At 40.2% G+C, this 22,219-nt stretch carries 19 protein-coding genes; 17 read left to right on the top strand and 2 right to left on the bottom strand.

Annotated elements, in window-relative coordinates; genetic code table 11:
• Nucleotides 1-17 precede the first annotated feature (17 nt).
• A complete protein-coding gene (locus AC1M9A_RS06635; protein ID WP_180028835.1) occupies nucleotides 18-719 on the bottom strand; it encodes an SIMPL domain-containing protein in 702 nt (233 codons plus the stop codon).
• A 543-nt stretch (nucleotides 720-1,262) separates the two neighbouring features.
• On the opposite strand from AC1M9A_RS06635, the gene AC1M9A_RS06630 reads away from it, so the two are divergent.
• The 5 genes from AC1M9A_RS06630 (at nucleotide 1,263) to AC1M9A_RS06610 (ending at nucleotide 6,826) form a co-directional block, all read left to right on the top strand.
• Nucleotides 1,263-2,060: a 2-keto-4-pentenoate hydratase gene (locus AC1M9A_RS06630; RefSeq protein WP_180028836.1), complete on the top strand. Its 798-nt coding sequence runs from the start codon at nucleotides 1,263-1,265 to the stop codon at nucleotides 2,058-2,060.
• Nucleotides 2,061-2,085: 25 nt separating this feature from the next.
• On the top strand, nucleotides 2,086-2,982 hold the full coding sequence (locus tag AC1M9A_RS06625) for an acetaldehyde dehydrogenase (acetylating) (protein WP_035267137.1): 897 nt from the start codon (nucleotides 2,086-2,088) through the stop codon (nucleotides 2,980-2,982).
• Between the two features lie 11 nt (nucleotides 2,983-2,993).
• A complete protein-coding gene (dmpG, locus tag AC1M9A_RS06620) occupies nucleotides 2,994-4,013 on the top strand; it encodes a 4-hydroxy-2-oxovalerate aldolase (protein ID WP_092767099.1) in 1,020 nt (339 codons plus the stop codon).
• 397 nt (nucleotides 4,014-4,410) lie between these two features.
• Nucleotides 4,411-5,703 carry an OprD family outer membrane porin gene (locus AC1M9A_RS06615; protein ID WP_481609898.1) on the top strand — a complete coding sequence of 431 codons (1,293 nt, stop codon included), beginning with the start codon at nucleotides 4,411-4,413 and terminating at the stop codon, nucleotides 5,701-5,703.
• Nucleotides 5,704-5,965: 262 nt separating this feature from the next.
• Nucleotides 5,966-6,826 (top strand): alpha/beta fold hydrolase, encoded by an 861-nt coding sequence (locus AC1M9A_RS06610; RefSeq protein WP_035267132.1) that lies wholly within the window; start codon nucleotides 5,966-5,968, stop codon nucleotides 6,824-6,826.
• A gap of 334 nt (nucleotides 6,827-7,160) precedes the next feature.
• Here the strand turns inward: AC1M9A_RS06610 and hcaR are convergent, their stop codons facing one another.
• The gene (hcaR, locus tag AC1M9A_RS06605; RefSeq protein ID WP_481595945.1) at nucleotides 7,161-8,060 is read right to left on the bottom strand and encodes a DNA-binding transcriptional regulator HcaR; all 900 of its coding nucleotides are present in this window, start codon (nucleotides 8,058-8,060) and stop codon (nucleotides 7,161-7,163) included.
• Between the two features lie 281 nt (nucleotides 8,061-8,341).
• Between hcaR and hcaE the strand changes: the two genes are divergently transcribed.
• The 12 genes from hcaE to pstA all read left to right on the top strand — a co-directional run bounded on the left by hcaE (nucleotide 8,342) and on the right by pstA (nucleotide 22,219).
• Nucleotides 8,342-9,709 (top strand): 3-phenylpropionate/cinnamic acid dioxygenase subunit alpha, encoded by a 1,368-nt coding sequence (gene hcaE, locus AC1M9A_RS06600; protein WP_092767097.1) that lies wholly within the window; start codon nucleotides 8,342-8,344, stop codon nucleotides 9,707-9,709.
• Nucleotides 9,706-10,224, top strand: coding sequence for a 3-phenylpropionate/cinnamic acid dioxygenase subunit beta (gene hcaF / locus AC1M9A_RS06595; RefSeq protein ID WP_035267127.1), 519 nt, complete (start codon nucleotides 9,706-9,708; stop codon nucleotides 10,222-10,224). The genes hcaE and hcaF overlap by 4 nt, the downstream gene beginning before the upstream one ends.
• Nucleotides 10,224-10,550 carry a 3-phenylpropionate/cinnamic acid dioxygenase ferredoxin subunit gene (gene hcaC / locus AC1M9A_RS06590; RefSeq protein ID WP_005181999.1) on the top strand — a complete coding sequence of 109 codons (327 nt, stop codon included), beginning with the start codon at nucleotides 10,224-10,226 and terminating at the stop codon, nucleotides 10,548-10,550. Before hcaF ends, hcaC begins: the two co-directional genes overlap by 1 nt.
• Nucleotides 10,551-10,552: 2 nt before the next feature.
• Entirely contained in the window at nucleotides 10,553-11,368 is an 816-nt protein-coding gene (hcaB, locus tag AC1M9A_RS06585; RefSeq protein ID WP_035267124.1) for a 3-phenylpropionate-dihydrodiol/cinnamic acid-dihydrodiol dehydrogenase, read from the top strand.
• 68 nt (nucleotides 11,369-11,436) lie between these two features.
• Entirely contained in the window at nucleotides 11,437-12,402 is a 966-nt protein-coding gene (locus AC1M9A_RS06580; protein WP_481609897.1) for a 3-carboxyethylcatechol 2,3-dioxygenase, read from the top strand.
• Between the two features lie 4 nt (nucleotides 12,403-12,406).
• Nucleotides 12,407-13,636, top strand: a complete 1,230-nt coding sequence (gene hcaD, locus AC1M9A_RS06575) for a 3-phenylpropionate/cinnamic acid dioxygenase ferredoxin--NAD(+) reductase subunit (RefSeq protein WP_481609896.1) — start codon at nucleotides 12,407-12,409, stop codon at nucleotides 13,634-13,636.
• Nucleotides 13,637-13,724: 88 nt separating this feature from the next.
• Nucleotides 13,725-14,630 (top strand): DMT family transporter, encoded by a 906-nt coding sequence (locus tag AC1M9A_RS06570; protein ID WP_481607657.1) that lies wholly within the window; start codon nucleotides 13,725-13,727, stop codon nucleotides 14,628-14,630.
• Between the two features lie 432 nt (nucleotides 14,631-15,062).
• Nucleotides 15,063-16,436, top strand: a complete 1,374-nt coding sequence (locus AC1M9A_RS06565; RefSeq protein WP_035267118.1) for a diaminobutyrate--2-oxoglutarate transaminase — start codon at nucleotides 15,063-15,065, stop codon at nucleotides 16,434-16,436.
• Nucleotides 16,437-16,439: 3 nt separating this feature from the next.
• Nucleotides 16,440-17,972, top strand: coding sequence for a pyridoxal phosphate-dependent decarboxylase family protein (locus tag AC1M9A_RS06560; RefSeq protein WP_481609895.1), 1,533 nt, complete (start codon nucleotides 16,440-16,442; stop codon nucleotides 17,970-17,972).
• A 354-nt stretch (nucleotides 17,973-18,326) separates the two neighbouring features.
• Nucleotides 18,327-19,352, top strand: coding sequence for a substrate-binding domain-containing protein (locus AC1M9A_RS06555; protein ID WP_179997953.1), 1,026 nt, complete (start codon nucleotides 18,327-18,329; stop codon nucleotides 19,350-19,352).
• Nucleotides 19,353-19,451: 99 nt separating this feature from the next.
• The gene (gene pstC / locus AC1M9A_RS06550) at nucleotides 19,452-20,831 is read left to right on the top strand and encodes a phosphate ABC transporter permease subunit PstC (protein ID WP_092767091.1); all 1,380 of its coding nucleotides are present in this window, start codon (nucleotides 19,452-19,454) and stop codon (nucleotides 20,829-20,831) included.
• Nucleotides 20,831-22,219, top strand: coding sequence for a phosphate ABC transporter permease PstA (pstA, locus tag AC1M9A_RS06545; RefSeq protein WP_481609894.1), 1,389 nt, complete (start codon nucleotides 20,831-20,833; stop codon nucleotides 22,217-22,219). The genes pstC and pstA overlap by 1 nt, the downstream gene beginning before the upstream one ends.

Raw genomic sequence — 22,219 nt, 5'->3', positions numbered from 1 at the left:
TGAACTTTAATAGCGAACTATTTTAATTGAATTGATCCATTTGCATTGACTGTGATTGTGGATTCTCCAGCAGCCATATTTTGTGAGTCTGCAGCGGGTGCACTCTCTACAACCATTGCGGCACGTGCCATGGCTAATGGTCTTGGTGAATAATTATTGGTGTTCATATTCAAGTTAACCAAGTTATAACTAGAACGATTCCAAGCTTTAGTGAGAACCTGAGCGCGCTGTTGGAAATTTTGCGTGGCTTCTGTCAATAACTCATTTTCAACCTGCTTTCGTTTTTCAGTGGAAACAGTGAAATTAATCGATTGTGTTTGAAAATCTTGTTGTAACTCGCTAATTAACTGGCTCGCTGCTTTAAAATCTTTGCTTTCAATATTCACTTCAGCGCGGCCGCGCCATTCCTTCAGTTTTGTTGAATTGTTGTTGTCATAGACAGGGTAAGTGGTCTGAGAACCTGTTTCGACCTTAACTTGGGGGTATTTTTTACTGATGTTGATGGCCTGATTCATCAATTGAGTCATTTGTGTTGAAAGTTGTGCAGGCTGTTTATTACTTTTTTCAATAAATAGAATGGCGTGCATTTCATCATTAGAGACTTGTTTAGAAGCGTCTGCTTGAAGATTAATAATATTAGTTTTAGGTTCTGTGTCAGCAAGTACCGAAAAGCTAATCCCGGTAGCTAAGATCAATAGTGGCAGTTTTAATAATTTCATTGTTATCTCTGTATCTTCACCTGATGAATATTCTACAGAATATTCTAATCTTTTTTGATGGAGAGAAAATGTGATTATTTGGTGATGAGATAGTAGCAATTGTAATATTCAACACCGATTTTACGACTTAAGTCGCCTTAACAAGGCTTTTAAAATGTATTTTAATTGAATTGTAGTTGAACAATAAAAGAATATAACTTGTCTTTGGATTAGTGCATTAATAATTTGTAATTCATGGATAATTCTATTATCAATGGTCTAATAAGTAGTATTAGAAATAGATTAAACATTCTGTATATTTAAATAATAAATTTTTAAAAACATGTAAAACAATAAGATAGTGTCTTGATTTGATAAATTATTTATAGTCTGAAACTATTGTCATAAAGAAAATAAGTATTGGCATATAGGTCAAGATTTTTCCATTCTAGCTCTCATCAGAGATGCAGGTATCTCTCTAAAAGAATTTGTCCTTTAGAAGGTTGTTTTCAAGCAATTTCCTAAGGTCAAATAGATCATCGAATGAAGTTGAAGGAAGTCTTGATGTCTAATTCTGCTGTAGTTGAATCAGTAGCACAAGCGTTACGAACTGCTGAATTATCACAAAGTGCAATCGCACCAATTCGCCCAACGTTGGGTGGTGAAGCTGCTGATGTAGATATCGCTTACGCTGTACAAGAAGTGAATACAGCGCGTGCCTTATCAGAAGGTCGTCGTTTAGTTGGGCGTAAAATCGGTTTGACATCAAAAGTGGTTCAAGCACAACTCGGTGTAGATCAACCTGACTTCGGTATGCTGTTTGCAGACATGGCTTATGGTGATGGAGAGGCGATTCCTGCAGGTCTATTGATCCAACCTAAAGTAGAAGCGGAAATCGCTTTGGTGATCAAACAAGATTTAACGAAAGAAAAACACACTTATGCTGACATTATCAGCGCGACTGATTATGCACTTCCTGCTGTTGAGGTGGTGGATAGTCGAATTGAAAACTGGAAGATCAGTTTGATTGACACTGTCGCAGATAATGCATCTTCAGCTGCATTTGTATTGGGTTCACGTCCTGTAAAACTCGATAACCTTGATCTAGTGAATTGTAAAATGATCATGACACGTGGTGAAGAAGTCGTGTCTCAAGGTGTTGGTAAGGCTTGCTTAGCAAACCCTTTAAATGCAGCTGTCTGGCTTGCTGATGAAATGGTACGTCGTGGTCGTCCATTGTTAGCTGGTGACATTATTTTAACAGGTGCATTAGGCCCTATGGTTGTAGCAAACCCAGGTGATGAATTCAAAGTTGAGATTGAAGGCTTTGGTTCAGTGACTGCTGCTTTCGCTGCTGAATAAGTCGGAATTTTGAGAGAGTACGTTAATGAAAAAGATTAAATGTGCAATGATCGGACCAGGTAACATTGGTACTGATTTGCTTTACAAACTTCAACGTAGCGAATGGTTAGAGCCAGTTTGGATGGTGGGTATCGATCCTACTTCTGAAGGTCTTGCTCGTGCTGCGAAAATGGGTTTAAAAACCACTGCAGAAGGGGTTGATGGTCTTCTTCCTCACGTCATTGAAGATGATATCAAAATTGCTTTTGATGCAACGTCTGCATATGTACATGCTGAAAACAGCCGCAAGTTAAATGAACTTGGTGTACTGATGATTGACTTAACACCTGCTGCAATTGGTCCTTTCTGTGTTCCACCTGTGAACTTAGAAGCTTTACTTGCAGAAGGTGAAGTGCCTAACGTGAATATGGTAACGTGTGGTGGTCAGGCGACAATTCCTATGGTTGCAGCAGTTTCACGTGTTCAACCTGTTGAATATGGTGAGATCATCGCGACTGTGTCTACAAAATCTGTAGGTCCTGGTACACGTAAAAACATCGACGAATTCACACGTACAACTGCGGGTGCTATTGAGAAAGTTGGTGGTGCGAAAAAAGGTAAAGCGATCATCATCATTAACCCTGCTGAGCCACCACTTATGATGCGTGACACAGTACACTGTCTTGTTGAAGGTGAGCCAGATCAAGCTGCGATCACTGAATCAGTTCACGCGATGATTAAAGAAGTGCAAAAATATGTACCAGGTTACAAACTTGTAAATGGTCCAATTTTTGATGGTAACCGTGTTTCTATCTTCTTGGAAGTAGAAGGTTTGGGTGATTTCTTGCCGAAATATGCAGGTAACCTCGACATTATGACAGCTGCAGCTGCTCGTACAGCAGAAATGTTTGCTGAACACGTATTCAACAAAGAAGAAGCTTAAGGAGCAACCGCATGTCTAAGATTATTGTTCATGATATGACTTTACGTGATGGTATGCATCCGCAGCGCCATCAAACGACTGTTGAGCAAATGATTGCAATTTCAACAGCACTTGATGATGCAGGCGTACCATTAATTGAAGTCACTCACGGTGACGGCCTTGGTGGTTCATCAGTAAACTACGGTTTTGCTGCAGCGACTGACGAAGAATACTTGTCTGCTGTTGTACCGCGTATGAAGAATGCAAAAGTTTCTGCACTTCTTCTTCCTGGTATCGGTACGGTTGACCACTTGAAAATGGCACATGAAATCGGTGTATCAACGATTCGTGTTGCAACTCACTGTACTGAAGCTGACTGTTCTGAACAGCACATCACCGCTGCGCGTAAATTAGAAATGGACACAGTGGGCTTCTTAATGTTGGCTCACATGGCATCTCCAGAGCGTCTTTTAGAAGAAGCGAAGAAGATGGTGTCTTACGGTGCAAACTGTATTTATGTGACTGACTCAGCAGGTTACATGCTTCCTCAAGATGTAATTGATCGCGTTGGTCACTTACGTCAACACTTGGACCCAAGCATTGAGTTGGGTTTCCACGGTCACCACAACTTAGGTATGGGTGTATCAAATACTGTTGCTGCTGTTGAAGCTGGTGCAGTGCGTGTGGATTTAGCATCTGCTGGTCTTGGTGCTGGTGCAGGTAACACGCCACTTGAATTGTTTATTGCTGTTGCTAACCGTATGGGTATGGACACTGGCGTTGACTTGTTCAAAGTACAAGACGTTGCTGAAGATCTCGTGATTCCAATGATGCACAACCCAATTCGTGCAGACCGTGATGCGGCAACTTTGGGTTATGCGGGTGTTTACTCTTCATTCCTATTGTTTGCTAAACGTGCTGAAGCGAAATATGGCGTATCTGCGCGTGAAATCTTAATGGAGCTTGGTCGCCGTGGTACGGTTGGTGGTCAGGAAGACATGATTGAAGATCTAGCTTTGACTATGGCGAAAGCAAAAGAACTTAACGCATAATTTAAAATTGATTTGAAAGAGCACTCTTAGGAGTGCTTTTTTTATGAATTTAGAAAATATACATATAAAAAAACAATTGCGTGAGATGTTTGGGTGCTTATATTGAGTGATTTGGTGTAGAGCGTATCGTCATTGTTAAACTTAAAAACTATTAAATAAAATGGCAAAATGCTTCTGGGTTAATTTGTAAGATATTAAAATATAATAAATTATCCATAGTAAAAGTTAATTTGCTTAGTTACTGAGCTATTATTAATTGTTTATAACAATGAGAGTTTTTAAAGTATTGTTTTTCATCGGAAAAGTCTAAATTTTTTTTAGACTCTAGTCTGATTTCTTCAGAGTGCACAATTTAGCAATATGCTCATCAACGCTGATTTGAGTATAGGATGAAGCCATGCGTCATCAAAAATTATGGCTAGCAATGATTGCTGCAACAACTCTAGGGACAACTGCTGCTCACGCGAATTTTGTGGCTGATTCAAATGTTCAGCTTAAATTTAAAAATTTCTATTTAGAACGTAATTACGATACAGCACCAAATCTAGATTATGGTAACTGGACGCAAGCAATCACTTTAGATGCTAAATCGGGTTATCACGATATTGGTGCAGGCATTCAAGTTGGTGCAGATCTCTTGGCTCAATATGCAATTGGATTGAAATCGCGTGATTCTGTAAATGACATTCATATGCCATATGATAACAGTCAAAGTCGTACAGAACGCGATAATGCTAAATTCGGCGCGACTTTAAAAGTTAAAGTTTCTGAAACTGAACTTAAAGTAGGTGATTTATTGCCGATGTCACCAGTTATTTTCTTCGATCCATCACGCCAATTATTAACTACTTATAGTGGTGCATGGTTAGAGTCGAAAGATATTCAGGATACTAAATTAACCTTAGCTTATATTGATGGTATTAATGCGCGTTACGATAATCAGTATCAAGATTTGACCTTATTCCCAAACAATGATTTTGCGAAGGCAGAAGCTCAAGGTCTCACAACTGATGATGGAATGTATATTGTTGGTGTTGATCACCAGTTTACATCAAAGATTGGTGGTAGTTATTGGTTCGCTGATTTAACTGACATCTTCAAGCAACATTATGTTGCTGCAAGCTATAAAACTAAACTTGATGAAAAAACGAATTTAGATGCACATATTCGTTACTTCGATAACAGTGAAACTGGCGATAAACTTTTTGGTGAAATTGATAGCCAAGCAATTTCTATGGGGGCGAAAGTCAATCATGGTATGCATACTGTTCAATTGGGTTATCAAGAGATGTTTGGCGAGCATGGAGATAAAGCGACACTATTCCCAACATTGGGTGGTTGGGTGCCACAACCTTATTTAGATAACTGGTCAGTCGCGAGTTTTATCCGTAAGGATGAGAAATCTTGGAGTGTAGGTTATACCTATAATTTTAAAGAAATGGGTGTACCAGGATTATCTGCCACTGTACGTCATTTCCAAGGTTGGAATATTGATACGGCAACACCAGGTCGAGGTCGCGAGAATGAAAATAACATCATCGTGAACTATGTTGTGCCAGAAGGTAAGTATAAAGGTCTTGGTTTCAACTATATGTTCATTGATACTAATTATAACAACATCAATGTTCCAGGTACCTTGAGTGATTTAGAAGAGCATCGTGTGGCGTTAAGTTATAGTTATAAATTCTAAAAAATGAAATTGATCTCGATATGATGAGCAAGGATCATATCGAGATCTTATCAAGTCATATTAGAGGGTGAATATTGATTTTAAAAAAATAAGAAAAAACAGTAATTTATTTAATTGGTAAAAAGATGGATGCAATCGTAAATTTGTATCAGTTGAAAGGTACAGAGCAGTTAATATAAGACTGTAAAACTATCATTTGTAAACATCAACTGATGATTGTTTCACAAATATATGATCAGTTATAGACAGTTAGAGGACTATGATGAGCACTGTTCAAATTCCAGAATATAAAACGGATTCATTCTTTGGTTTAGAAGATAAATGGATCGAAACTGCTGAAGGTGAGTTAACCCATTATCATGAAATTGGTGAAGGCACGCCTATTTTATTCCTTCATGGTTCTGGTACTGGTGTATCAGCAGCTGCTAACTGGTGGTTGAATTTACCTGCAATTGGTGAGCAAGCGCGTTGTATCGCAATTGATACCATTGGTTATGGTCAAACTGTCGTTGCACCAGGAACTCAATACGGTATCCGTGCATGGGTTGATCATGCAATTCGTACTCTTGATGCACTTGGTATTGAAAAAACATGGTTAGTAGGTAATTCGCTAGGTGGTTGGTTAGCATTCCAATTGGCACTTGATTATCCAGAGCGTGTACTCGGTATTGTTTCAATGGGTACAGGTGGTGCAAAACAAACTGCAGCCCTAAAAGCGCATGCAAACCCAGTTTTAACAGAAGAAGGTATTCGTAAGACACTTTCAATGTTCGTTGTAAATAAAGACTTAATTACAGATGAGCTGGTAAAAGTACGTTTTGATTCTGCGGCGAATGACTATGCATCTGATCGTTTAATGGATGTTGTGGGTGCGCGTGACCGTGATCGTTTCGAGTTCCCATTAGACTTTGAAAAAATGAAAGATATTACAGTTCCTGTATTATTGATTCATGGTACTCAAGATGTGGTGATTCCTGTGTCTCGTACTTGGGACATTTTAAATATCGTTCCTAATGCTGATGCACATATTTTCAGTCAGTGCGGTCACTGGTCACAAGTTGAAAAAGCAGAAGAATTTAATACGGTGATCAAAAATTATCTAGCAGTTCATGGTGTTAAATAATTTCAGATCCTAAAAAACTAAAAAAGAGGATGATTTAATCATCCTCTTTTTTAAAACTGAAAATACAGAACATGTGTTTAATACGTTTAAATCTGCATATTGATAATCAATATTGAGCATTGATCTGTTTTAATTCATTAGACTTAAGTGGTAGAGCAAGTCTAGTTAGTTAATGGGTTGTTTAAAAATTAGTCTATTCTAAAGCCTGAATTCATACAATTTATGATGATATTCGTAAAACTTTATTAGACTAAAGTCTAAGACTGATGGTTGAAATAAAAAATAAAAATCACCGCTATGTTTAACGGTGATCATTAATTTGAAAAAAAATTAATTAATGACGATTAATATCAAGGTAAAAAACAGAGCTCAATAAGTCCATAAATTTTTTGACGCCTTCTGAGTTAGTACTTTTTCTATAGCTTGCAAATAAATCGATTGAAGGTAATTCCACGTCTAGCGGGCGAATCACGGTGTTGTTCATCGTCAGTGGTGCGATATATCCAGGTAGAAAAGTACAGCCCAGGTTCATGCCAATAGAATTAATGTTAAAGAGGATATTGTCTGCAGTTTGAACAATATTTAAATTGATTTGATGGTATTTTGCAAAATCTAGAATGATCTTATTTAGGGTTTGAGATTGCTGTTCAGAAGGAATAATGAAATCGATTCCATCGAGCTCTTTTACTGGAATGCGATCGTATTTAGCGAGTGGATGATCTTTGGGGAGTAAGAAAATCAAAGGTTCTCGTAAAACAAATTGACTTTCGATTTCATCACTAAATAGATTTTGACGAGTAAAAGCGATATCAATTTCGCCTTTTTTTAACATTTTTGACTGATCGGAGTTGTTTAAGCTTAACAATTCAATCTTTAAATCCCGGTTTTGAACACGAAGATTAGGGAGAACGTAAGGAAAAATTTTCATTTCAACTACAGGAACAAAGCCGATACGTAACAATTGCTGTTTAGATTTGGCAATCTGACGAGTCATTGCGACTGCTTTGTCTGCTTGGGCTATCGTGAGGCGAGCTTGTTCAAGGAAGACTTGACCCTCCTCAGTGAGTTCTACCTTACGTTTTGTACGATAAAGCAAAGGGACGCCAATTTCATCTTCAAGATCTTTAATCTGCTGGCTCAATGATGGCTGAGCAGTATAAAGGCGCAAGGCTGCTTTGGTGAAGTTGAGTTCTTCTGCCACAGCAATGAAATATCGTAGGTGTCGTAGTTCCATAAAAAATCATCCAAAGATTGATTCATATAATGTCTAAATATGATCAAGTGCGAGTATAGTTCACAAATGGATATTCGGTGAAGTGGGGCTGAGCATATTGAAATATCAACGTTATTATTAAAATATGGTAAAATTCACGTATTCAGCAATTGATTAATTTATCGATAAAACATCTTGATTCAAACAAAAAAAATATTTCCCCAAAACTCGTTCAAAACTCATTATCTCTGCAAAGTTGAGTCTATTAGTTTGTGTCTAATTTAGTCACAGGAGAGCTTTTCATGAGTGGGAAAATTGATGTGCGCGAAATCGATGCTTTAGTCGATGCACAAAATGGACGTATCACGCCATCTATTTATACAGATCCAGATATCTATGAACTAGAACTTGAACGTGTGTTCGGTCGTACATGGTTATTCCTTTGCCATGAAAGCCAAATTCCAAAGGCTGGTGATTTCTTCAATACCTATATGGGTGAAGATCCGATCATCGTGGTACGTCAAAAAGACGGTTCAATCAAAGCATTGTTAAACCAATGTCGTCACCGTTCAATGCGCGTGAGCTTTGCTGACTGCGGTAACACTCGTGCATTTACATGTCCATACCACGGTTGGTCTTATGGCGTAGACGGCTCTCTTAAAGATATTCCTCTTGAAGATCGTGCATTCCCTCAAGGCGCATGTAAAGAGAAGTGGAGTTTGATCGAAGTAAACCGTGTGAAGTCTTATAAAGGCTTAATCTTCGGTTGTTGGGATGAAACAACTCCAGACCTTGAAGAATACATGGGTGATATCGCTTGGTACTTAGATGGCGTATTAGATCGTCGTCCAGGTGGTACTGAGATCATCGGTGGTGTTCATAAGTGGGAAATCGAATGTAACTGGAAATTTGCGGCTGAACAGTTTGCATCTGACCAATATCATGCATTGTTCTCTCACGCATCTGCGATTCAAGTATTAGGTGCTAAACCTGATGACGAATCTACTAAGAAATTAGGTGCTGCGCAAACTGCACGTCCTGTATGGGAAACTGCGAAAGACGCGATCCAATATGGTTCACGTGGTCACGGTTCAGGCTTCTTCTTTACAGAGAAACCAGATGCAAACGTATGGGTTGATGGTGAAGTAGCGAACTATTTCCGCGAAACTTACGAAGAAGTTAAAGAGCGTCTTGGTGAAATTCGTGCGTTACGTCTTGCTGGTCATAACACTATGTTCCCAACATTGTCTTGGTTAAACGGTACAGCAACACTTCGCGTATGGCACCCACGTGGTCCAAACAAAACTGAAGTATGGGCGTTCTGTATTGCGGATGCTGAAGCGTCACAAGAAGTGAAAGAAGCGTTTGAACGTTCTGCGACACGTGCATTTGGTCCAGCTGGTTTCTTAGAGCAAGATGACTCTGAAAACTGGATCGAAATTCAAAAAGTATTACGTGGTTACAAAGCGCGTCAAAACAAACTCATTATGGAAATGGGTCTTGGTAACGAGAAAATTCGTGAAGATGGTATCCCTGGTATCACCAACTACATTTTCTCAGAAACTGCGGCACGCGGCATGTACCGTCGTTGGGCAGACTTGCTAATCCATGAAAAATGGGAAGATGTTGAGAAAGCAGCTGACGAATATGAGAAGGAGCTTATGAAATGAGTCAAGTGAGTTTAGAACTTCACCATCAAATTAGCCAATTCCTCTATCGTGAAGCGAAATTGCTTGACGATTGGAAATTCCGCGACTGGTTAGATACGTTAGCTGAAGATATTTCTTACACGCTACGTACAACACCAAATGCTCAAACGCGTGATCGTCGTCGTTCAATTGAACCACCTACAACTTGGGTGTTCAATGATACGAAAGATCTTTTAGAGCGTCGTGTTGCTCGTCTTGAAACAGGTATGGCTTGGGCTGAAGAGCCTCCATCACGTACAACTCATATGGTGAGTAACGTGATCGTAGAAGCTACTGAAGTTGAAGGCGAATACGATGTATACGTTACATATCTTTTGTACCGTACACAAAAAGAGAAAGATGTCACGATTTACTGTGGTAAACGTCATGACAAGATCCGTAAAGTTGAAGGTGGCTTAGGCTTCCAAATTTTCAACCGTAAGATCACGCTTGATCAAGTTACCTATAACTCTCACAACCTGAGTGTGTTCTTCTAATGAATAAGATTTTTGTTTGCCAAGTTGACGAATTAGACGAAGGCGAAGCGTTGAAAGTAGATTGCGGCGTTAATGGTATCGATGCGCTTGCAGTGTTTAACAATGGTGGTGAGTTCTTCGCAATGAATGACCGTTGTTCTCATGGTAATGCTTCAATGTCAGAAGGTTATCTTGAAGACGATGGCACTGTCGAATGCCCATTGCATTCAGCTCGCTTCTGTTTAAAAACCGGTCAAGCATTATGTTTACCAGCGACAGATCCAATTCAAACTTTCCCAGTGATTGTTGAAGATGGTGCGTTATACGTTGAGATGGCAGGAGAGTAATCATGGGTTGGCTTAAAGGCGAAGTTGCACTGATCACAGGTGGTGGTTCTGGTTTAGGTTGGGCTTTAGTTGAACGCTTCCTTGAAGAAGGTGCGCACGTTGGTGTGTTACAACGTTCACAATCTAAAGTCGATGCTTTAAAAGAACGCTTTGGTGATCAAATTGTTGCAATCGCTGGTGATGTTGCCAACTATGAAGACAATGTCCGTGCTGTAAAAGCAACTGTTGAGCGTTTTGGTAAGCTTGATTGCTTTATTGGTAATGCAGGAATCTGGGATCACTACGCAGATATCGTCAATACTTCAGGTGAGCAACTTGATAAAGCGTTTGACGAAATCATGGGAATTAATACGAAAGCATTAATTCTAGGTGCTAAAGCTGCACTTGATGAGTTAGTAAAATCTGAAGGTTCGATAATCTTCACACTATCTAACTCAGCATTATATTCTGCGGGTGGTGGTCCAGTTTACACAGCATCTAAGCATGCTGGCGTAGGCATCATGAAGGAATTGGCGTACGAGCTTGCACCCAAAGTTCGTGTGAATGCTGTTGCGCCGTCAGGTATGAATGTAAACATTAAAGGTGCTGCATCATTAGGCCAAGAAAATCTAGGTCTTTTAGATGCGCGTGATCCTGAGAAAATCGCGCGTGGTATGCCGTTGAACTTCTTACCTGAGCCTGAAGAAATGACAGGTTCTTATGTGCTCTTGGCATCTCGTCAAAATAACCGACCTTTAACTGGTGTTCTGATCAATGCAGAATGTGGTTTGGGTATTCGTGGTCTACGTCAACCACGTGCTGGTTTCTTTGACGAATAAAATCTAGTCTAAAAAATGGACTTATCGGCAGCCTGTTCTAAGGCTGCCTTCCTTTTAAGGAGTCTCTCATGGCCGTTAAACTTATTTGTGCTTCGCACAGTCCTTTAATGGAATTTGCTTCACCTCAAGATCAGTCAAAAGAGCAAAAAGTACGTGCTGCTTTTGAACAATTATCTGCTGAAGTAAAAGCTTACGATCCAACACTGATCATTACTTTTGGTCCAGACCATTTTAACGGTTTTTTCTACGACCTTATGCCAAGTTTCTGTGTCGGTATCCGTGCTACGGCTGCTGGTGACTGGGATTACGGTAAAATTGACAATAAAATCGATGTTCCTGAAGACAAGGCTTTGGCACTTGTGCGTCAAGTTCTAGATGAAGGTGTTGATGTTGCATACTCATATCGTATGCAGGCTGACCATGGTGTGACTCAACCATTACACTTCCTTTGTGATGGAAAACTTGATCGTTATAAAACGATTCCAATATTTATTAATGGCGCTGCCGCACCAATGCCAACCACAAAGCGTACCATTGCTTTAGGCCGTGCGGTTGGACAATATATTAAGTCACTTAATCTTGAAAATGAGCGTGTACTTGTATTGGGTACAGGTGGTTTGTCTCATGATCCACCAACACCTCAAATGGGTTCAGTGCCACCAGAAGTTGAAGAGTTTTTAATTGCTGGCCGTAATCCAACTGAAGAAGCACGTAATGCGCGTCAAGCGAAAATTATTGCAGTTGGTCAGAAACTTGCTGCTGGAGATACATCAGTTGCAGTACCGCTGAGCCCTGAGTGGGATATCGCATTGCTTGAGAAATTTAAACAAGCAGATTTTGCTGCAATGGAAGCGATGACTGAGGCAGAAATTCGTGTCGAAGGTGGTCGTGGTGGTCAAGAAGTGCGTTGCTGGATGGCAGCATTTGCTGCACTGAGCGAAGTTGGTGAGTATGAAATGATAACTCACTGCTATGAAGATATTAGTGAGTGGATTGCGGGCTTCGGTATCGTATCTGCGGAATTAAAAGGTTAATCCCATGAGCAATGTAAACAACATCGTCATCGTTGGTGCAGGTCAAGCAGGCGCAAGTGCGATCCTTGAGCTTCGTGCAAACAAATATGAAGGTAAAATCACATTAATTGGTGATGAAACGCATCTTCCTTATGAGCGTCCACCACTTTCTAAAGACGTGATTTTAAAACCTGAAGAAACCAAGATTGAAATTTTATCTGAAGAAAAATTAGCAGATCTTGGTGTGACAGCAATTCGTGGTAATGGTGTCGTGAAAATCAACGCTGAAGCCAAAACTGTCGAACTTCAAAATGGTGATGTTGTTGCTTATGACAAATTGCTGATTGCAACTGGCGGTGCAGCACGTCGTCTTCCAAACTTCGATGCACTTGGCAAACATGTTTACACGCTGCGTAATCTTGAAGATTCACAAGCCCTTGTACCAGTGTTACAAAAAGGTCAACGTATCATCCTTATTGGTGGTGGTGTAATCGGTCTTGAGCTTGCATCATCTGCACGTTTCAAAGAATGTGAAGTCACTGTCATTGAAATGGGTCCAATGGTGATGGGCCGTTCATCGCCACGCATCTTGAGTGAATTCTTGCTTGAACAGCAAAAATTGGCAGGTGTGGATGTCCGTCTTTCAACCTCAATTGCAGAGTGCAAGCTTGATGGCGAAGAAATCGTAGTGACTTTGGCTGATGGCCAAGAACTTCGTGCGGATGCTGTGGTTTATGGTATCGGTATTGTGCCAAATGCGCAGTTGGCAGTTGACGCTGGTCTTGACGTTGATCTCGCGATCAAAGTAAACGAAAATTGCCAAACCTCGAATGCTGATATTTATGCGGCAGGTGATGTGGCAACTCAACTTCGTGACTGTGGTAACCACCGTCGTGTTGAGACTTGGGAAAATGCTAATCTTCAAGCAGGTATCTTTGCACGCCATGTAATGGGTGTAGAACATCCTACTCCTAATCCAGCATGGTTCTGGACAGATCAGTTGGACATTAACTACCAATTCGTAGGTGATATGGCAGCGGCTGAATGGCTCGTTCGTGGTGAAATCAATCCTGAGCTACGTGCAGAATCTTCATTTGTATTGTTCGGTGTAACTGACGGTATTATTGTTGGTGGTATTACGGTAAATGCGGCTAAAGAAATGCGTCATCTTAAAAAATTGATTAGCAAACAAGCTGCATTTGAAGCAGATAAATATTTAGATCTTAGCCAAGACCTTCGTAAACTTGTGAAGTAAACTTGGTGAGATTGTGCAACAGACCTAGGGTAACTTAGGTCTGTTTTTTATGTGCCTAAGAAAATATTGATTTAATTTTGAGCAAATTATGAATTCTAGTTCCTCAAATATAATGGTCGTTGCGAGTATATATGCCTTATTGGTATTGATATGGGCTGCAACACCACTTGCCATTGTATGGAGTGTTGCAGAAATTCATCCAATGTGGGTGCTCATCATTCGATACTTTGGTGCATCTATAATTGCTTTGGCGTTGCTCAAAATGATGCGTGATCCACTCCCGTTTGATCATGTATCGCTGAAAAGTTATGTGGCTGGTAGCCTAAATTTAATAGGTGCGCAGTTATTTATCTACTTAGCAGCAAATTATTTAACGTCAGGCTTAATGGCACTGATCTTCGGATTTTCGCCATTAATTGCAGGTCTCATTGGACATCTCATCCTAAAAACACATAAGTTGTCTATTTTACAATGGAGTGGAATGGTCATTGCCGTATTGGGTCTCACATTTGTTTTTGCAGAATCTGCAGATGAGCGAGTCAATCCTTGGGGTGTGGTTCTGATGCTGATCAGTATGGTGTCGTATATCAGTTCGATTTTTTGGGTCAAACAAATTAATGCACCTTTAAGCCCCATGAGTCAGGCGACAGGTTCATTAATCTTTTCAGCTTTAGGATCACTCTTAATCATTCCATTCATTTGGCAACAAATCCCAACTGTGCTACCAAGTACGCAAGCGATGGTGGGTTTTTTGTTTACAATGATCATGTCATCAATTGTTGCGATGCTGTGCTATTTTTGGTTAATCCGCCGCTTAGCAGCGTCGACAGTGTCTTTGAGTAATGTCATGACGCCAGTCATCGCCCTAGTTTTGGGGGCATCCTTAAATAATGAAATTATTCATAATGAAGCCTTGTGGGGGATTGTCGTTGTGATGATGGGGTTGCTGATGTATTTTAATCGAGAGCTCTTGAAACTATTCTTAAAAAAATGAGTGAAAAAAGTGGTTTTAATCACACACGTACAACTACATGAATATATAAGATTCATAATGTTACAAAACTATGCTTTAGCCCAAGCTCGAATTTAGGAATACTGAAAAAGTCAGTTCAAATCAGCAAAAAAAGTTGAACATTTTTTGCATAATTTGGACTGTTTTACTTTAGCTCAAGTTCAAACTTATCTAAAATAGAAGTGGTACAGTTTGAAATCTATACAAGTTATCAATTTGTCACATTAATATTTTAGAATCTGCTGGTGAAAACGATAGAAATCTATTTATTTTATTTCAAAATTCGTTATCATCGCGCCCTCTAGTTATAACTCTACACAATAGGCTAACTAGAACTCTATAAAGCACCGAGTCAAAGGACCGCAAGTCACCCGACTTATTTCTATTAACCCATATCAGAGATGGTAATTCGATATGAGCGTTTCTTCTGTAAATCCTGCACCTAATTCTACTAACGAATACTATTTGACTCGCCAAAGTCAGATGGAATCTAATGTTCGTAGCTATCCACGTAAATTGCCTTTAGCGATAGCAAAAGCACAAGGTTGCTGGGTTACTGATGTTGAAGGTACAGAGTACCTCGATTGTTTAGCTGGGGCAGGAACATTGGCTTTGGGCCATAATCATCCTGCGGTCATTCAAAGTATTCAAGACACTTTAGCGAGTGGTCTTCCATTACATACTTTGGATTTAACGACACCTTTAAAAGATGCTTTTACTGAAGCTTTACTTGCTGAATTACCGGGTGGTAAAGAAGAGTACTGCCTACAGTTCTGTGGTCCATCTGGTGCAGATGGTACAGAAGCAGCAATTAAACTTGCAAAAACATATACTGGTCGTGGCACTGTGATCAGCTTCTCTGGTGGCTACCATGGTATGACTCACGGCTCATTAGCAATGACAGGTAATTTGTCTGCTAAAAACGCTGTTAATGGTTTAATGCCAGGCGTTCAATTCATGCCGTATCCACATGAATACCGTTGCCCACTAGGTTTAGGCGGTGAAGCGGGTGTTGACGCGCTTACTTATTTCTTTGAAAACTTCATCGAAGATGTTGAAAGCGGTGTGACTAAGCCTGCTGCAGTTATCCTTGAAGCGATTCAAGGCGAGGGCGGTGTGGTTACAGCACCTGTGAAATGGTTGAAAAAAATTCGTGAAGTGACTGAAAAGCACAACATCGTTTTAATTCTTGATGAAGTACAAGCTGGTTTCGCGCGTTCAGGAAAAATGTTTGCCTTTGAACATGCGGGTATCGAACCTGATGTTGTAGTGATGTCGAAAGCAGTAGGTGGAAGCTTACCACTTGCAGTACTTGGTATTAAGCGTAAGTTTGATGCTTGGCAGCCTGCAGGTCACACAGGTACTTTCCGTGGTAACCAATTGGCTATGGGTACTGGTCTTGCTACGATCAAAACGATTAAAGAACAAAATCTTGCGCAAAACGCACAAGAGCGCGGTGATTTCCTTCAAGCTGAATTGAAGAAATTAGCTGCAGAATTCCCATGTATCGGTAATGTACGTGGCCGCGGTTTAATGATCGGTATCGAAATCGTTGATGAGCGTAAACCTGCTGACCATATGGGTTCACTTCCTGCAGATGGTCAATTGGCTGCTGCAATCCAAGCAGCGTGTTTCAACAACAAATTGTTGTTAGAAAAGGGTGGACGTAACGGTACAGTGATTCGTCTACTTTGCCCATTAATTATTAACCAAGCTGAATGTGAAGAAGTAATTGTGCGCTTTAAGAAAGCAATTTCTGAAGCATTAGTTGCGGTACGAGGCGCTTAATTCATGGTAGATTTTGCAGAACACCGTAAAGCTTTGCTCTGTAATGATGCTGCATCCATTGCTGACTATACGTCAGCAATGGATCAGGCAACTCAAGCAGTAGCAGCTTGGTTAAAAAATGACAAAATGTACACAGGCGGTAGCATTAAAGAGCTTCGCAGTGCAATTGCATTTAATCCTTCTAAAGAAGGATTGGGTGTGGAAAAGTCATTAGAGCGTATGGTTGAGCTATTCCTTAATAAGAGCTTAAAAGTACATCATCCTCATTCTTTAGCGCATTTGCATTGTCCTACTATGGTGACTAGCCAAATCGCAGAAGTACTCATTAACGCAACTAACCAATCGATGGACTCATGGGATCAAAGCCCTGCAGGTTCATTGATGGAAGTTCAGTTGATCGATTGGCTTCGTCAAAAAGTTGGTTATGGTGCAGGTCAAGCAGGTGTGTTCACCTCTGGCGGTACGCAGTCAAACTTGATGGGTGTATTGCTTGCACGTGATGCATGTATCGCGAAAAACTGGAAAGACGAAAACGGCAATCCGTGGTCTGTTCAGCGTGATGGCGTACCTGCGGAAGCGATGCGAAACGTTAAAGTCATTTGTTCTGAAAATGCTCACTTCTCTGTGCAAAAGAACATGGCGATGATGGGAATGGGCTTCCAATCTGTAGTGACTGTGCCTGTCGACGAAAATGCGCGTATGGACATGGATGCACTAGAGAAAACCATGGCACACCTTCAAAATGAAGGCAAAATTGTGGCATGTGTGGTTGCAACTGCAGGTACTACCGATGCGGGTGCAATTGATCCTTTAAAGAAAGTCCGTGAAATCACCAACAAGTACGGCGCGTGGATGCATATCGATGCAGCATGGGGCGGTGCTTTAATCCTATCTAATAATCACCGTGATTTGTTAGATGGTATCGAGCTTTCTGATTCAATCACACTTGATTTCCATAAGCATTACTTCCAAACGATTTCTTGTGGTGCATTCTTACTTAAAGATGAAGCGAACTATCGCTTTATGCATTATGAAGCGGAATACTTAAACTCTGCTTATGATGAAGAGCATGGTGTACCAAACTTAGTGTCTAAATCGCTACAAACAACACGTCGTTTTGATGCGTTGAAATTGTGGATGACGATTGAAGCACTCGGTGAAGAGCTTTACGGCTCTATGATTGACCATGGTGTTACTTTAACGCGTGATGTTGCAGATTATATTAAAGCAACAGATGGTTTAGAGTTATTGGTTGAGCCACAATTTGCATCAGTCTTATTCCGTGTAATTCCTGAAGGTTACCCAACAGAATTACTCGATACACTGAACCAAAACGTTGCGGATGAATTGTTTGCACGTGGTGAAGCGAATATTGGTGTGACTAAAGTCGGTCAGGTTCAATCATTGAAAATGACAACTTTAAGTCCAGTAGCAACTTTAGACAATGTGAAGAACTTGCTTGCGCTTGTACTGGCTGAGTCTGATCGCATCAAAGCTTCAATTGCTGATGGTACATATACGCCACCAATCGATTAATAGATTGTTTTTTGAAAAAAGCGCTCAATTGAGCGCTTTTTTGATACTCAAAATTCATAACTTTGACATATTTTTAGATCATGATTGAAGAAATCTTTATGCGGAATTAGGGGGGATAATTATTAAAGAATAAGTAGGTAATAAAAATATCAGTATTTAACCGTAATTATTATAAATCGTTGAAATATAATTATAAAATAAATAAGCAGGTTGGTGTAATAAAAATAATAAAATCGTAATAAAGCTGTAACCTTATTGTCATATTATCAAATCAAAATGCATGTATCGAAATAAGTACAATACTTCAATAAAAAGTAGCGTACTCCAAATTTGCATAAATTGAGAGATAACATGATGCGCTTTACAAATATTGCAATTGCATTAGCACTTTCTGGGGCAGCTGTAGCAACAACCGCAAATGCAGCACGTGACACAATTCAAATTGCGGGTTCTTCTACAGTATTGCCATATGCAAGTATTGTGGCTGAAGAATTCGGTAATAACTTCCCTCAATTTAAAACACCAGTAGTTGGTTCAGGCGGTTCGTCGGGTGGTTTAAAACAATTTTGTAATGGTGTTGGCGACAATACGATCGATATTGCTAACTCATCTCGTGCAATTAAATCGAGCGAATTGGCTGAATGTAAGAAAAATGGCGTTAACCAAGTATTAGAAATTAAAATCGGTTACGACGGTATCGTATTTGCTTCAAATGCTAACAAAGCAGCTTATAAATTACGTCCACAACATGTATTTGCAGCTTTGGCAGCTGAATTGCCTTCAAACGGTAAAATGGTAAAAAACCCATATACACGTTGGAATCAAATTGATAAATCATTACCAAATGAGCCAATCACGCTTGTAATCCCAGCTTCGAATCATGGTACACGTGAAGTCTTCCAGGAGAAAATGGTGGACGCTGGTTGTGAATCGTATGCTGCTATTAAAGCTTTAGATAAAGATGCCAAAAAGAAAGCTTGCACAACGTTCCGTAAAGATGGTCGTGTTGTGGAAATTGCGGGTGACTATACAGAAACACTTGCACGCTTAAAGACTTCTCCAAGTGCTGTTGGTGTGTTTGGTTTAGGTTTCTATGATCAAAACCGTGACCGTTTACGCGTTGCAACTGTGAACAATGTGGCACCGTCTGAAAACACGATTTTAAATGGTTCTTACCCTGTATCACGCCCATTATTCTTCTATGTAAAAGGTGAACACTTGAAATCAATCAAAGGTTTACCACAGTTTACTGAATATTTCTTAAACAAGCGTGTTTCAGGTAAAGGTTCTAAGTTAGAAAAAGCGGGCTTAATTTCACTCTCTGACAAAGAACGCGCATCAATTTTGGCAAACTTTAAAGCAGGTAAAGCTGTTAAGTAATCAAACGACAAACTAATGGCAGGAATTATCCTGCCATTGGTTTTTTCATTGAAAAAAGTTTTTTCAAACCATGAAAATTGAAAAGACAGTGGAGAATACATGAATCTGCTACTTATAGGTGTGTTACTGGCGATCATCGCCATTGCCTATCAAATCGGATTACGCAAAAGCCGTAACTTAGCAGGTCAGGGAAATAACTCTGCCGCTTTGCATTCACGTCCTGGTTACTATGGGGCATTAGTTGCGTTGTGGTGTGGTATCCCTGCATTTTTAATTTTGATTGTTTGGAACTTGGTTGAGCCAACGATCTTGGAGCAGGTGGTGCTTAATCATTTGCCACAGGATATTAAAGCAAGTCTAGATCCAGCAAGCCTAAACGTAGTTGTTGACCGTGTTCAAGCGATTGCATCCGGATTTGGTGTCAGTGATACAGCAACGTCCTATGAAGTTGCAGCTGCAGAGCAACTGAGTAAATTTTCAACTATTGGCTCTTTTGCAAAATTAGCAGTTGTCATTTGCGCTGCATTGGCAGGTTTAGTATGGGCAAAAAAAAGAATTAGCCAAGATTTTAGAGCGCGTAATCAGGTCGAGAAAGTCATCAATGTTGGCTTAGCTTTATGTTCTGGTGTCGCAATTCTTACAACACTTGGAATTGTAATGTCGATGTTTGGAGAAGCGATGCGCTTCTTCAGCTTTGTTAATCCTTTTGATTTCTTCTTTGGAACAGAGTGGAACCCGGGTTTCAGTACTTCGGGAAGTGCAGAAGGAAGCTATGGTTTACTTCCATTGTTGTGGGGTACGCTTATGGTCAGTGGGATCGCACTATTGGTTGCTGTACCAGTAGGTTTAATGATCGCGATTTATTTGGCTGAATATGCTTCTCCTCGCTTCCGTTCTTGGGCAAAACCGACCATTGAAGTTTTAGCTGGTATTCCAACGATCGTTTATGGTGTATTTGCACTCATGATTATTGGCCCATTTATTAAAACTGTAGGGGCAATGGTTGGTATTGATATCAACGCAACGAGTGCGCTCACTGCAGGTTTTGTCATGGGAATCATGATCATTCCTTTTGTGTCTTCTTTATCTGATGACATTATTACTCAAGTGCCTCGAGCATTACGTGATGGATCTTTAGGATTAGGGGCGACCAAATCTGAAACGATTCGTAAAGTGGTCATTCCAGCAGCGTTGCCTGGCATTATTGGTGCATTTTTATTGGCTGCTTCCCGTGCAATTGGCGAAACTATGATCGTAGTTCTAGCAGCTGGTAACAGTCCTCTTTTACACGCAAATCCATTAGAAGCTGTTTCGACCGTAACGATTACGATTGTTAATCAATTAACAGGTGATACTGACTTTGCAAGTCCGCAAGCATTAGTCGCTTTCGCACTAGGACTTACATTGTTTGTGATTACTTTAGGTTTGAACATTGTTGCACTTTACATCGTGCGTAAATACCGTGAGCAATACGACTAATGAGTACTTCTAATCCTAATACTCTCGAGACAGTTGATTCAGCAACAGCTGAGCAGCTTAGAGAAAAGCGTAAGAAGACTATTCAGAATTCTTTAGCTAAACGTCATCGTAAAGAAAAGACGTTCCGTTTCTTCGGTTTTTCAGCAGTGATTGCTGGCTTATTCTTCGTAGTATTGCTATTCGGTAGTATTTTAGCGAAAGGCTTGCCTGCTTTTTGGCAAAGTAGCATGAATTTGCCAATCTATTTCGATCCAAAAATTATTGAAGTTGGTCCAAAACCTGTACTGGCTGAAGGTGAGAATCCAGCTCAGTATGAAGAACGCTTTATTGAGTGGCAGACTGAAGTTGGCATGGTGGATTGGGATGCATTGATCATCAATGCAATGATCAAACAAGATCCTCAACTTGAAGCACAACGTGATGATTTAAGCTATATCTATACGAGCTCTGAAGCATATCGTATCCGTGATATGGTGATGAATGATCCAAGCTTGGTTGGTAAAATAGTCGATGTAAAAGTCCTTGCTGATGCAAATATTGATGTGTGGCTTGCAGGTAATATTGATCGTTCTTTGCCAGATGAACAGCAACAACTTAGTCCTGAGATTCGTCAAATTGCTGATGAACTCAAGGTTAAAGGTGTCATCGAAAATTCATTTAACACGAATATTTTCACGAGTCCTGACTCTCGTAGTTCACCAGCGACATCTGGTTTAGCTGGTGCATTCATGGGCTCATTGTTCATGATGTTGATTGTAATCTTTATTTCGATTCCAATCGGCGTTGCATCTGCGATCTATCTTGAAGAGTTCGCACCAAAGAACTGGATTACAGATATTGTAGAAGTCAACATCAATAATTTGGCTGCTGTTCCATCGATTGTATTTGGTTTGCTTGGTGCTGCAATTTTTATTGGTTGGATGCATTTACCATTATCTGCCCCTTTGGTGGGTGGTCTTGTGTTAAGTTTAATGACATTGCCAACGGTGATTATTACGACACGGGCTTCTTTAAAAGCCGTTCCACCTTCGATTCGCCAAGCTGCATTAGGATTGGGTGCATCAAGACTGCAAACTGTTTTTCATCACGTCCTGCCTTTGGCATTACCAGGTATTTTAACAGGTGCGATTATTGGTGTGGCTCAAGCATTGGGTGAGACAGCGCCATTGTTGCTGATTGGTATGAGTGCTTTTGTAGCTAGTGTTCCAGCAAGCCCATTCGATCAATCTACAGCGCTGCCTGTACAGATTTTCTTGTGGCAGGGTAATGAACTTCGTAACTTCTTTGAAGGTCGTACTGCTGCAGCCATTATTGTTCTCCTTGCGATGATGATTAGCTTAAATAGTTTAGCGATCTGGTTACGTAAGAAATTTGAAGTCCGTTGGTAG

Source organism: Acinetobacter sp. ANC_7634, assembly GCF_056779875.1.
This window is presented reverse-complemented; position numbering and strand designations above follow the sequence as displayed.